11 protein-coding genes are annotated in these 11,942 nt (G+C 65.3%); 6 read left to right on the forward strand and 5 right to left on the reverse strand.

Translation table 11 applies throughout. The features are described from left to right. Positions 1-14: 14 nt before the first annotated feature. Positions 15-2,201, reverse strand: coding sequence for a DNA topoisomerase III (locus GPK94_RS05330; RefSeq protein ID WP_215654916.1), 2,187 nt, complete (start codon positions 2,199-2,201; stop codon positions 15-17). 122 nt (positions 2,202-2,323) lie between these two features. Between GPK94_RS05330 and GPK94_RS05335 the strand changes: the two genes are divergently transcribed. After that, the gene (locus GPK94_RS05335) at positions 2,324-2,848 is read left to right on the forward strand and encodes a GNAT family N-acetyltransferase (protein ID WP_101691141.1); all 525 of its coding nucleotides are present in this window, start codon (positions 2,324-2,326) and stop codon (positions 2,846-2,848) included. A gap of 61 nt (positions 2,849-2,909) precedes the next feature. Here GPK94_RS05335 and pepT read toward each other — a convergent pair whose 3' ends face one another. Further along, positions 2,910-4,127 (reverse strand): peptidase T, encoded by a 1,218-nt coding sequence (gene pepT / locus GPK94_RS05340; RefSeq protein ID WP_215654918.1) that lies wholly within the window; start codon positions 4,125-4,127, stop codon positions 2,910-2,912. A gap of 130 nt (positions 4,128-4,257) precedes the next feature. On the opposite strand from pepT, the gene GPK94_RS05345 reads away from it, so the two are divergent. After that, a complete protein-coding gene (locus GPK94_RS05345; protein WP_215654920.1) occupies positions 4,258-5,205 on the forward strand; it encodes an alpha/beta hydrolase in 948 nt (315 codons plus the stop codon). An 89-nt stretch (positions 5,206-5,294) separates the two neighbouring features. After that, positions 5,295-5,507, forward strand: coding sequence for a DUF378 domain-containing protein (locus GPK94_RS05350; RefSeq protein ID WP_101691138.1), 213 nt, complete (start codon positions 5,295-5,297; stop codon positions 5,505-5,507). A gap of 84 nt (positions 5,508-5,591) precedes the next feature. Here GPK94_RS05350 and GPK94_RS05355 read toward each other — a convergent pair whose 3' ends face one another. From GPK94_RS05355 to GPK94_RS05365, 3 genes are read right to left on the reverse strand one after another with little or no spacing between them, the layout of a single operon-like run. Next, positions 5,592-6,290 (reverse strand): hypothetical protein, encoded by a 699-nt coding sequence (locus tag GPK94_RS05355; protein ID WP_215654921.1) that lies wholly within the window; start codon positions 6,288-6,290, stop codon positions 5,592-5,594. Beyond that, positions 6,287-6,994: an ABC transporter ATP-binding protein gene (locus GPK94_RS05360; RefSeq protein WP_215654923.1), complete on the reverse strand. Its 708-nt coding sequence runs from the start codon at positions 6,992-6,994 to the stop codon at positions 6,287-6,289. The genes GPK94_RS05355 and GPK94_RS05360 overlap by 4 nt, the downstream gene beginning before the upstream one ends. Beyond that, on the reverse strand, positions 6,991-7,344 hold the full coding sequence (locus GPK94_RS05365) for a GntR family transcriptional regulator (protein WP_215654925.1): 354 nt from the start codon (positions 7,342-7,344) through the stop codon (positions 6,991-6,993). The genes GPK94_RS05360 and GPK94_RS05365 overlap by 4 nt, the downstream gene beginning before the upstream one ends. Positions 7,345-7,504: 160 nt before the next feature. Between GPK94_RS05365 and GPK94_RS05370 the strand changes: the two genes are divergently transcribed. The 3 genes from GPK94_RS05370 (at position 7,505) to GPK94_RS05380 (ending at position 11,830) form a co-directional block, all read left to right on the forward strand. Beyond that, positions 7,505-7,768, forward strand: a complete 264-nt coding sequence (locus GPK94_RS05370) for a metal-sensing transcriptional repressor (RefSeq protein WP_101691134.1) — start codon at positions 7,505-7,507, stop codon at positions 7,766-7,768. A 31-nt stretch (positions 7,769-7,799) separates the two neighbouring features. Next, positions 7,800-10,361, forward strand: coding sequence for a heavy metal translocating P-type ATPase (locus GPK94_RS05375; protein WP_215654927.1), 2,562 nt, complete (start codon positions 7,800-7,802; stop codon positions 10,359-10,361). Positions 10,362-10,477: 116 nt separating this feature from the next. Then, positions 10,478-11,830 (forward strand): 8-oxoguanine deaminase, encoded by a 1,353-nt coding sequence (locus GPK94_RS05380; protein ID WP_215654929.1) that lies wholly within the window; start codon positions 10,478-10,480, stop codon positions 11,828-11,830. The last annotated feature ends 112 nt before the right edge of the window (positions 11,831-11,942 follow it).

Raw genomic sequence — 11,942 nt, forward strand, 5'->3', positions numbered from 1 at the left:
CGCTTCTTCTCTCGTTACGATTGATTCTGTTCCATCCACTTGGCCAGCTGGGCGGCCAGGGCGGAGTTCCCCGTTTCCTCCTGCCGGGCCTGCTGCTCCAGGTAGCGGCGCACATCCCGCTTGCCGCCCCCCGCCTTTTCCCGGCGCTTTTTGAAGTCAGCGAGCTTTTCCCGGTAGCCGCACACACAGGCGAACATCTGCTTCTCCCCCTCGCCCCGCAGCTCCATCCGCTTGTGGCAGTTGGGACAGCGGGCGTTGGTGGTCTGCTTCACGCTCCGGCGGTAGCCGCACTCCCGGTCGGGGCACACCAGCATCTCCCCCCGCTTGGTCTTGACTCGCAGCAGGTACTTCCCGCAGTCGGGGCAGGGGGTCCGGGTCTGGTTGTCGTGGGTGTAGGAGGCGTCGCTGGCCTTGACCTCGCTCACCAGGTGGCTGGCGTACTGCCGCATCTCCTCCACAAAGTGGGCCTCCCGCTCCTTGCCCTGGGCGATGGCCCCCAGGCGGCCCTCCCACCGGGCCGTCAGGGCTGCCGAGCGCAGGTCGGCGGGAGCCAGCTTCACCACCTGGACGCCCTTGGAGGTGGGGACGATCTCCTTCCCCCGCCGCTCCACGTAGAAGGAGGAGAAGAGCTTCTCGATGATGTCCGCCCGGGTGGCCGGGGTGCCCAGACCGCCCGTCTCCTCCAGGATGCGGCTCTCCTCCCGGTCCTCCACCTGGCTTCCCGGGTGCTCCATGGCGGTGAGGAGGGTGGCCTCGGTGTACCGGGCCGGGGGCGCCGTCTGTCCGGGGCGCAGGCGCACCTCGCCCACCGGGAAGCGCTCCCCCTCCCGCAGAAGCGGAAGGGCCTGCTCCCGCTCGTCCTCGTCCTCCTCCTGGTCCAGGTCCGAGAAGGAGCGGTCATAGGCGGCGCGCCAGCCCGGCTCCACCATCACCTTTCCCCGGGCGGTAAAGGTCTCGCCGTCCACCTCCAGGGTGAGGCGGACCTCCTCATACACACAGGGCGGGAGCAAAACTGCCAGGAAGCGCCGCACCACCAGATCGTAGATGTTGCGCTCGCCCCCCGACATCCGCCAGAGCTCCACCTGCTCCTCGGTGGGGATGATGGCGTGGTGGTCGGAGACCTTGGCGTCGTTCACCAGATATTTCGTCTGGAGGGGCCGCTGCCGCCGGATGGAGAGGGCCAGGTCCCGGTACTCGTCCACCGCCACCGAGGTGATGCGCTCGGGCAGGGTGGGCACCACGTCCTGGGAGATGTAGCGGGAGTCGGTACGGGGATAGGTGAGCACCTTGTGGTTCTCATAGAGGGACTGCATCATGGACAGGGTCTCTTTCGCCGAATAGGCGTACTTCCGGTTGGCGTCCCGCTGGAGCTCCGTGAGGTCGTAGGCGGCAGGGGGCGGAACCTCCCGGCGCTTGCGCTGGAGGGAGCGGATGACCGCCTCCTTCCCCGCCAGACGCCCGGCCAGGGCCCGGGCTTTCTCCCGGTCGAAGATACGGGCCTGTCCCTGCCCGTCCCGCCAGGTGGCGGTGAAGCCCTCCAGCCGGATCTGGAGGGTGTCAAACTCCCGGGGCCGGAAGGAGCGGATGGCCTCCTCCCGGTCCACGATGAGGGCCAGGGTGGGGGTCTGCACCCGCCCGGCGGAGAGCTGGGCGTTATACTTGCAGGTGAGGGCCCGGGTCACATTGAGGCCCACCAGCCAGTCGGCCTCGCTCCGGGCCCGGGCGGAGTAGAAGAGATTGTCATACTCCGCGGCCGGCCGCAGACGGGCAAAGCCCTCCCGGATGGCCCGGTCGGTCTGGGAGGAGATCCACAGCCGCTTCGTGGGACCCTTCCACCCGGCCTTCTCCAGGATCCAGCGGGCCACCAGCTCTCCCTCCCGGCCGGCGTCGGTGGCGATGACCAGCTCCTTCACATCCCCCCGGTGGAGCAGGGCCCGCACCGCCCGGAACTGCCGGGCGCTCTGGGGGATGACCGCCGTCTTCATCGGTTCGGGCAGCATGGGCAGAGTGAGGAGGTCCCACTTCTGCCACGCCTTGTCGTACTCCTCCGGGGCGGAGAGCTCCACCAGATGGCCCAGGGCCCAGGTGACGATGTACTCCGCACCCTCCAGACAGCCCTCGCCGCTCTTCGTACAGCCCAGCACCCGGGCCAGTTCCCGGCCCACCGAGGGTTTTTCCGCCAACACCAGTGTTTTGGACATGAAATCGCTCCTTTTGGGGCCTGTGCCCCGGTCATCGGTTTCTCATTTGACTTTTTTGCGTCCTTTCATTATACTGGAGAGGAAGAAAAAAGGCAACTCATCCAGAAAAAGGGGTGTCACCTATGATACGTAAAGCCATCCCCAGCGATTTGGACGGCATCGAAGAGCTCTACGACGCCATCTTCCGCCGGGAAGAACAGACCGGACAGTGCGATACCAGCTGGCGGCGTGGGGTCTATCCCCTCCGGGAGGACGCCCGGGAGGCCGGGAAGGCCGGTACCCTCTATGTGGACATTCAGGGGGGCGACGTGGCCTCCTGCGCCGTGTTCGACCAGGTCCAGCCCGCGGAATACGCCAATGCGGCGTGGACTGTTCCCGCCAAGCGGGGCGAGGTGCTGGTGGTCCACACTCTGGCGGTCCATCCCGTCATCACCCGCCATGGCCTGGGCCGGAATCTGATGGCCTTTGCCGAGGGCCTGGCCGCTGGTATGGGCTGCAAGGCCGTCCGCCTGGATACCTACGAAGGCAACCTGCCCGCCCGGAAGTTCTATGAGAAGCTGGGCTACCAGGAGGCGGGCCGTGTCTCCTTCCAGTTTGCCTGCGGCACTACCCAGACGCAGGTCTGCTTCGAGAAGGCCCTGGGATAACAAAAAGGCTTCCCGCATCTGCCTTGCGGGAAGCCTTTTTCACCATTTCGGATTGCTCCGGTTATCCCTCCGCGGTCACCAGGCGCACCAGCACCTCCACCATCTTCTCCAGCGCAAAGGTGGGGATGTACTCGTGGACGCCGTGGAAGTTCACGCCGCCGGTGCACAGGTTGGGACAGGGCAGGCCCTCGTAGGAGAGGCGGGCCCCGTCGGTACCGCCGCGGATGGGCACCTCCAGCGGAGTGACCCCGCAGGCCTCCATGGCTGCCCGGGCCTTGAGGACCAGGTACATGTGGGGCTCGATCTTCTCCCGCATGTTGTAATACTGGTCCTTCAGCTCCAGCTCCACCGTGCCCGCGCCGTACTTGTCGTTGAGATAGGCGGCGGTGCGCTCCATGGTCCGCTTCCGGTCCTCAAAGCGGGCGCGGTCGTGGTCCCGGATGATGTAGCTCAGCTCGGTCCAGGTCTCATCCCCCGCCATGTTGGAGAGGTGGTAGAAGCCCTCGTAGCCCTCCGTGTGGGCGGGGATCTCAGCGGGCGGCAGGAGGGAGACAAACTCGTGGCCGATGAGCAGGGCGTTCTTCATCTTGTTCTTGGCAGAGCCCGGATGGATGTTGACGCCGTGGACGACCACCTTGGCCCCGGCGGCGTTGAAGTTCTCATACTCCAGCTCGCCCAGCTCGCCGCCGTCCACCGTGTAGGCCACCGCCGCGCCGAAGCCCTCGATGTCGAAGCAGTCGGCACCCGCGCCCACCTCCTCGTCGGGGGTGAAGCCTACCGCGATGCGGCCGTGGGGGATCTCCGGATGGGCGGTGAGGTATTCCATGGCCGAGACGATCTCCGCCACGCCCGCCTTGTCGTCCGCCCCCAGCAGGGTGGTGCCGTCGGTGACGATCAGATCCTTCCCCACGTACTTCTCCAGGCTCTCAAACTCACTGGCGCGCATGACGATGCCCTTCTCCTGGTTGAGCACGATGTCCCCGCCCTCGTAGCGGACGATCCGAGCCTGAACTCCGCCGCCCGGCGCGTCGGGCGAGGTGTCCATATGGGCGATGAGCCCCATGCAGGGGATCCCCTCACACCCGGGGGTGGCGGGCAGCCAGGCGTACACATAGCCCTGCTCGGTCATGTGGGCGTTCTGGAGCCCCATCTGGGCCAGCTCGGCCGCCAGGGCGCTGCCCAGTACCTTCTGCTTCTCCGTGGTGGGCACGGTGGAAGAGTTCTCATCGGACTGGGTATCATAGGAGACGTACTTCAAAAAACGGTCGATGACATGCATGCATCGCACTTCCTTTCCAGGTTGCCTCTGCCCGGGGGAGGGACCCGCCGGGGGCCTTGTTCTCCACCCAAAGACATGGGCAGGTGATATCTTCGCCTCCCTATTTTACCACAAAAGGAGTGACAGTTCCATGACAAACTTCCAATCCTTTTCCTTCCCCTCCAGCGACGGCCTCCACACCGTCCAGGCGGTGGAGTGGACCCCCTCCGCGCCGCCCCGGGCGGTGGTCCAGCTGGTCCACGGGATTTCGGAGCACATGGGCCGGTATGACCATTTTGCCCGTTTTCTGAATGAACATGGATTCGCCGTGTGCGGACACGACCACCTGGGCCACGGCCGGACCGCAGCCGGTCCCGGGGAATATGGCTTCCTGGGCGAGCGCAATGGTTGGGACTATCTGGCCCGGGACGTACACGCCCTGCGGGAGCGGGAGGGGGAACACTTCCCCGGTCTTCCCTGGTTCCTGCTGGGGCACTCCATGGGCTCCTTTGTGGCCCGGACCTGTCTCATCCGCTGGCCGGGGATGGTGGACGGCTGCATCCTCTCGGGGACCGGCCAGGAGAGCGCCCCCCTGGTGGCCTTCGGTAAGGCCATCTCCTCCCTGCTCTGCGCGGTGCGGGGGAGCAATACCCGCAGCAAGCTGGTGACCTCCCTCTCCCTGGGGGCCTATAACCGCCAGTTCCGGCCCAACCGCACCGCCAACGACTGGATCAGCCGGGACGAGGCCGTGGTGGACGCCTACAACGCCGACCCTCTGTGTCAGTTTGTCCCCACCGTGGGGATGTTCCGGGATATGATGGGGGGCCTCCAGTTCATCGGCAGCCCCGCCAACCTGAAGCACATGGACCCGGACACCCCTGTACTCCTCTTCTCCGGAGACCGGGACCCCGTGGGGGGCAGCGGAGCGGGGGTGCGCAAGGTGGCCGGACTCTTCCGGGATGCCGGTGTCCGGGACCTCACGCTGAAGCTCTACCCGGAGGGGCGGCACGAAATGCTCAACGAGCGCAACCGGGAAGAGGTCTACGCCGACGTGCTCGCCTGGCTGGAGGCCCATCTTCCCCCTTCCTCCAACGGGTAAGCCCCCTCAAATTCAAATTTTTTGCATAATCGGCGCCGGAACGGTCAAGCTAATCCTGGAATCCGAAGTTTGAGGAGGTCTTTTTGACTATGTTCATTGACAAACTCGCCCTGACGCTGGCCATCATCGGCGGCATCAACTGGGGCAGCATCGGCATTTTTGGGTTCGACCTGGTCGGTTTCCTGTTTGGCGGCCAGGGCGCCACCTTCAGCCGCATCATCTTTGCTCTGGTGGGGCTTGCCTCTCTGTGGTGCATCTCCCTCCTGTTCCGGGACACCACCACCGCGGGCCAGCACACCTGATCTCCCGTATCCCATGTGAAAGCGGCGGGCCGAACGATCGGCCCGCCGCTTTTCAGTTTCAAACGTCCGGCGCAGGAACTTCCTCTACCGGGTCTCCGACTCGAGTTTTTTTGCCAGGAGCCAGCAGCACAGGGGGAAGAGTGCCACCAGCACCGCCAGATAAACCCCGCTCAACACCCAAACCCCAAGCTTCCACAGCGACGCCCAATACACGCCGGGTACTAAGAAAGTCCAGCAAATTCCATACTGCACCGCCAGACTGTAACTCGCCGCCCCTTTTCCCTTCCAGGGGATCCGGCAGTACAGCAGCGCCGCCAGATAGATCTCGCTCAGTGCCGTGCCCAGCACCACCACACATACGCCGGTCCGCAGCCCCAGGAAGGTTCCCACGGCGCTCTCCCGGCAGATAAGCCCCAACTCGCGCCAATTCCCCGGAAGGTGGGATGAGGACGGGAGCCCCAGATAGAGGGACACCTGCCGCACCAGCTCCAGCGCGCTGAAGAGCGCCGCCCAGCACAGGAGCCGGCCGCCCACGGCCTGCCAGGGCGGGATGCCCGCCAGACGCTCCAGCGGCTCCTCCCGGCGCAGCCATACATACCCCGACCAGAAGACCCAGACAAAGCCCAGAGCGGGCAGCAGAAAGCTATACTGCCACATGCCGCTCCCGGCCACGACCCCGTTGGTCCAGGTCAGCATAAAAGCAATGAGCACACCGGCCAAAAAATCCCGGCCGCTCCACTTTCCATGCCACTCCCAGCGGATGATGCGCAGCAGTCCTCTCATACCGTCCCCTCCTTTCCAAACACATGGAGGTAGTGCTCCTCCACGGAGCAGCCGTGGACGGCCCGGATCTCCTCCGCAGGGGCATGGAGGGCCACCGTCCCGTGCCGGAGGAAGACCGCCTCGTCCAGCACCGGCTCCATATCGTGGACCAGATGGGTGGAGAGCAGGATGCTCCGCGTGCCGTCCATGGAGTCCATCAGCTCCCGCAGGATCTCCCTTCTGGTCACTGGGTCCACGCCGCCCAGCGGCTCATCCAGCAGATAGAGCTCGGCCTCCCGCTGGAGCAGGAGGAGTAATTCCAGCTGTTCCGCCTCTCCCCGGGAGAGGTCCCGGACCCGCCGCTCCCACGGGATGTGATGGCGCTCCACCTCCCGCCACACCCGCTCCCGGTCGGCGGTGGGAAAGAGGTCCAGATAGTAGGCGCAGGCGTCCCGCACGTAGAGTCCCCCGGGGAGCAGGGTGTGGTCCGCCAGGTAGGCGATGCGGGGCCGGTCCTTGGGGCGGATCTCCTCCCCCCGCAGGCGGATGGTCCCCCACTCGGGCCGGAGCAGGCCCGCGATGCAGCGCAGCAGGGTGCTCTTTCCCGCCCCGCTGGGCCCCAGCAGACCGATGATGCGCCCCTCTCCCACCTTCAGGGAACAGCCGTTCAAGACCTGGCGGTCCCCAAAGCTCTTATGGAGTCCCTTTACTTCCAGAATATTCATGGCTTCCCTCCTCGCAAACGCAGGGTCATCTCTTCCTCTGTAAAGCCCAGCGCGGCCATCTCACGGCGAAAGTGCTCCACCAGTTCGTCGGCCATATGCTCCCGCAGGCGATGGATCAGATCCTCGTCCTCCGTGACAAAGGACCCCACGCCCCGTCGGGTCACGAGCACCCCCTCGCGCTCCAGCTCCGAGCAGGCCCGCTGCATGGTATTCAGATTGATGCCATAGAAGGCCGCCAGGGTGCGCACGCTCTCCACCCGATCCCCCGGGCGGCGGCGTCCGGATATGATCTCCCGCTTGATACAGTCCATGACCTGAAGATAGATGGGTGAACTGGTGGAAAACTGCATGTCTCTCACCTCCACAGGTGTTCTACTTATATAATACACCGTAACACATGTTTGTCAAGATTCTGTGCGGTTACCCCTTGACAACCGCCTGCTTCTTGGGGTATACTCCAGTTACACCCCACCCCCGGGGGGTATTACTTTGACAAAGGAGGGCTGCCCCATGATGGCAGACCACGCCAAGGTCCAGCGGCTGCTCAAGACCGCCCGGGGCCAGCTGGACGGCATCCTCAAAATGGTGGAGGAGGACCGCTACTGTATCGACATCTCCACCCAGGTTATGGCCACCGAGGCCCTGCTCAAGCGGGTCAACCAGGAGATCCTGGCCGCCCATCTGGAGCACTGCGTCAAGCACGCCGCCAGCGAGGCCGACCGCCAGCAGAAAATCGACGAATTTGTGGATACCCTGGGCCGCATCCTCCGGTGAGGCCCGCCGCATCCCTTCTGAGGAGGACTCCATGAAAGAGACATACCATGTGACCGGCATGACCTGCACCGCCTGCTCTTCCCATGTGGAAAAGGCCGTGGGCAAGGTGGCGGGCGTGCGCTCCGTCAGCGTGAACCTGATGACGGGCTCCATGCTGGTGGACTACGACCAGACCGCCGTTACCCCGGCTGACATCGTCAAGGCGGTGGTGGACGCGGGCTACGGCGCCTCTCTGCCCGGCGCGGCCAAAACCGCCCGGCGGGAGGGGACTCAGCCTCCCGACACCCTGGGCGAGGAGCTGCGGCAGATGAAGCTCCGTCTGATCCTCTCCTTCTGCTTCCTGATCCCGCTCTTCTACCTCTCCATGGGCCACATGATGGGGTGGCCCCTCCCCGCCCTCTTCCACGGCCGGGAAAACGCCATGCTCTTCGCCCTGACCCAGTTCCTGCTGGTCCTGCCCATCCTGTATATCAACGACAAATACTACAAGGTGGGCTTCAAGACCCTGTGGAAGCGCGCCCCCAATATGGACTCCCTCATCGCCCTGGGCTCGGCCGCCGCCGTTCTCTACGGTGTGGCCGCCCTCTACCAGATCGCCTGGGGCCTGGGCCACGGGGATGCCGCCCGGGTGGACAAGTGGTCCATGGACCTCTACCTGGAGTCGGCGGGCATGATCCTCACTCTCATCACGCTGGGTAAATTCCTGGAGACCCGCTCCAAGGGCAAGACCGGACAGGCCATCTCCCGGCTGATGGACCTCTCCCCCAAGACCGCCACCGTCCTCCGGAACGGCGCGGAGGTTGAGGTCCCGGTGGAAGAGGTGGCCGTGGGCGAGCGCATCGTGGTCAAGCCCGGCGGCCGGGTCCCCGTGGACGGCGTGGTGGTGGAGGGCTGGTCCTCGGTGGACGAGAGCGCCCTCACCGGCGAGTCCATCCCGGTGGAGAAAGCCCCCGGCGCCAAGGTGGCCGCTGCCTCCATCAACCAGTCGGGCACCTTCACCTTTGAAGCCACCCGGGTGGGCGAGGACACCACCCTCTCCCAGATGATCCGCCTGGTGGAGGAGGCCTCGGCCTCCAAAGCCCCCATTGCCAAGCTGGCCGACCGGGTGGCAGGCGTCTTTGTCCCGGTGGTCATCGGCATCGCCCTGGTCACCGCCCTGGTGTGGCTGGCCGTCACCGGGGGCGACATCGCCCGGGCCCTCACCGCCGGGGTGGCCGTGCTGGTCATCTCCTGCCCCTGCGCCCTTGGTCTGGCCACCCCCGTGGCCATCATGGTGGGCACCGGCAAGGGCGCGGAGCACGGCATCCTCATCAAATCCGCCCAGGCGCTGGAGACCCTCCACGCCATCGACACGGTGGTGCTGGACAAGACGGGCACCCTCACCCAGGGCAAGCCCCGGGTCACCGAGGTCCTCCCCCTGGGGGATACCACGGAGGAGGAACTGCTGTGCGTGGCCGCCTCCCTGGAAAAACCCTCGGAGCACCCCCTCTCCTCCGCCATCGTCTCCGCCGCCCAGGAGCGGGAGATCCCCCTGGCCCCGGTCAGCGACTTTGCCGCCCTCCACGGCAAGGGCATCCGCGGCGAGATCCAGGGCGGACAGTTCCTGGCGGGCAACGCCGCCCTCTTGGCCGACGAGGGCATTTCCCTGGGGGCAGCCGCCGGACAGGCGGAAGAATTGGCCGCCCAGGGCAAGACGCCCCTCTTCTTCGCCCGGGACGGAGAGCTTCTCGGCATCATCGCCGTGGCCGACCTGCCCAAGCCCACCAGCGCCGCCGCGGTGGAGGGCTTCCACGCCCTGGGGATCCGGGTGGTCATGCTCACCGGCGACAACGCCCGCACCGCCCAGGCGGTGGGCCGCAGCCTGGGCGTGGATGAGATCATCGCCGAGGTCCTGCCCCAGGACAAGGAGCGGCAGGTGGCCGCCCTCCAGAGCCAGGGCCGGAAGGTGGCTATGGTGGGCGACGGCATCAACGACGCCCCCGCGCTGGCCCGGGCCGACGTGGGTCTGGCCATCGGTGCAGGCACCGATGTGGCCATCGAGTCGGCCGACATCGTGCTCATGAAGAGCGACCTTCTGGACGCGGTCACGGCTGTGGAGCTCTCCAAATCGGTCATCCGCAACATCAAGCAGAATCTCTTCTGGGCCTTTATCTACAACATCATCGGCATTCCCCTGGCTGCCGGTGTGTGGTACCCCCTGTTCCATATAATGCTTAACCCCATGTTTGCCTCCGCCGCCATGAGCATGAGCTCGGTGTGCGTGGTGAGCAACGCCCTGCGCCTGCGGCTGTTCAAGCCCAGGTTCTCCCCTAGCGCCCCCTCCGCTCCCGCTGACACCCCCTGTGGATGTGGGGAACCAATCTCAACCAAAGGAGTGTTTTCCATGACAAAGAAACTGACCATCGAGGGCATGATGTGCTCTCACTGCACCGGCCGGGTGGAGAAGGCCCTCTCCGCTCTGGAGGGCGTCTCTTCCGTGGTGATGGACCTGGAGGGCAAATCCGCCACCGTCACCCTCTCCGCCGACGTGTCCGATGCTCTGCTCACCCAGACCGTCACCGACGCCGGCTACGAGGTCACCGCCATCCAGTGACCTCCCGCCCCGCTCCGCCGTGGATCGCTCCCGGCCGGGCGGGGCCTTTTTTATTTTCTTGCAGCCTATAAATTTGTATGGTATGATAAAGGTATCCTAAGACTGGAGGCTTTGATATGTCTACACTGCTCATCCGCAATGCCCGTTATATCGTCTCCTGCGACGACCAGGATACCCTCTGGGAACATGCCAACCTCTTCATCCGGGACAACGCCATCGAGTACATCGGTCCCGAGCTGATGCACGCCGACCAGACCATCGACGCGTCCGACATGGTGGTCTATCCCGGCCTTGTGAACACCCATCACCACCTCTATCAGATCTTCTCCCGCAACCTGCCCGAGGTCCAGCGGATGGAGCTCTTCCCCTGGCTCCAGACCCTCTACGAGGTGTGGAAAAACCTGGACGAGGAGGTGGTCTACCACTCCTCCCTCACCGGTATGGCCGAGATGCTGAAAACCGGCTGCACCACCTGCTTTGACCACCACTATGTCTTCCCCGCCCACGCCGGGGACCTGGTGGCCGCCCAGTTCCGGGCCGCCGATACCCTGGGAATGCGCTTCCACGCCTCCCGGGGCTCCATGGACCTGTCCCAGAAGGACGGCGGTCTTCCCCCCGACAGCGTGGTCCAGTCCATCGACGCCATCATGGCCGACTCCGAGCATCTGGTGCGCACCTGGCACGATGCCTCCCGCTTCTCCATGCACCAGGTGGCCCTGGCCCCCTGCTCCCCCTTCTCGGTGACCGGCGACCTCATGCGGGAGAGCGCCAAGCTGGCCCGCTCCCTGAGCGTGCGCCTCCACACCCATGTGGCCGAGACCAAGGACGAGGAGCGCTACACGCTGGAGCGCTTCGGCATGCGCCCGGTGGCCTATATGGAGAGTCTGGGCTGGACCGGCCCCGACGTGTGGTACGCCCACGGCATCCACTTCGATGACGACGAGCTGCGCATCCTGGCCGAGACCGGCACCGGCGTGGCCCACTGCCCCGCCTCCAACATGAAGCTCTCCTCCGGTGTGTGCCGGGTGCCCGACATGCTCCGGCTCCACGTGCCGGTGGGACTGGCCCTGGACGGCTCGGCCTCCAACGACGGCTGCGACATGCTGGAAGAGCTGCGGGTGGCCTACCTGCTCCACCGGCTCCACTCCAGCCAGGACGCCCCCACCGGATACGACCTTCTCAAGATGGCCACCCGGGGCTCCGCCCAGATCCTGGGCCGCACCGACATCGGCTATCTGGCCCCCAACATGGCGGCCGACTGCTTCCTGGTCAATCTGGAGCAGCTCCCCCTGGTGGGCGCCCAGTTCGACCCCAAGTCCATGCTGGGCACGGTCGGCCTCAAGGGCAGTGTGGACTATACCATCGTCAACGGCGTCCCCGTGGTCCAGCGGGGCGAGCTCACCACTCTGGACGAGGCCCGGGCTGTCTCCCAGGCCAACGCGGTGGTCCATCGCTATCTGGACCGCTGATTTTCCCTGCTCCCCATAGAGTCGTCCGCTTTTTTCGGAAAGCGGACGACTTTTTTGTGGAAAATGGCCCTTGTCAAAGAAGTTGACTGTGCTACAATTAAGCCTACTGAAT

It is taken from the genome of Pseudoflavonifractor sp. MCC625, from assembly GCF_018784545.1.
Lineage (GTDB): Bacteria > Bacillota > Clostridia > Oscillospirales > Oscillospiraceae > Pseudoflavonifractor_A > Pseudoflavonifractor_A gallinarum.

What these genes read in the sequence shown, in the direction of transcription:
- GPK94_RS05355 (WP_215654921.1), bottom strand. Translation starts at nt 6,290, where the DNA reads ATGAGAGGACTGCTGCGCATCATCCGCTGGGAGTGGCATGGAAAGTGG.
- GPK94_RS05365 (WP_215654925.1), bottom strand. Translation starts at nt 7,344, where the DNA reads ATGCAGTTTTCCACCAGTTCACCCATCTATCTTCAGGTCATGGACTGT.
- GPK94_RS05375 (WP_215654927.1), top strand. Translation starts at nt 7,800, where the DNA reads ATGAAAGAGACATACCATGTGACCGGCATGACCTGCACCGCCTGCTCT.
- GPK94_RS05370 (WP_101691134.1), top strand. Translation starts at nt 7,505, where the DNA reads ATGATGGCAGACCACGCCAAGGTCCAGCGGCTGCTCAAGACCGCCCGG.
- GPK94_RS05380 (WP_215654929.1), top strand. Translation starts at nt 10,478, where the DNA reads ATGTCTACACTGCTCATCCGCAATGCCCGTTATATCGTCTCCTGCGAC.
- GPK94_RS05345 (WP_215654920.1), top strand. Translation starts at nt 4,258, where the DNA reads ATGACAAACTTCCAATCCTTTTCCTTCCCCTCCAGCGACGGCCTCCAC.
- GPK94_RS05330 (WP_215654916.1), bottom strand. Translation starts at nt 2,201, where the DNA reads ATGTCCAAAACACTGGTGTTGGCGGAAAAACCCTCGGTGGGCCGGGAA.
- GPK94_RS05335 (WP_101691141.1), top strand. Translation starts at nt 2,324, where the DNA reads ATGATACGTAAAGCCATCCCCAGCGATTTGGACGGCATCGAAGAGCTC.
- pepT (WP_215654918.1), bottom strand. Translation starts at nt 4,127, where the DNA reads ATGCATGTCATCGACCGTTTTTTGAAGTACGTCTCCTATGATACCCAG.
- GPK94_RS05360 (WP_215654923.1), bottom strand. Translation starts at nt 6,994, where the DNA reads ATGAATATTCTGGAAGTAAAGGGACTCCATAAGAGCTTTGGGGACCGC.
- GPK94_RS05350 (WP_101691138.1), top strand. Translation starts at nt 5,295, where the DNA reads ATGTTCATTGACAAACTCGCCCTGACGCTGGCCATCATCGGCGGCATC.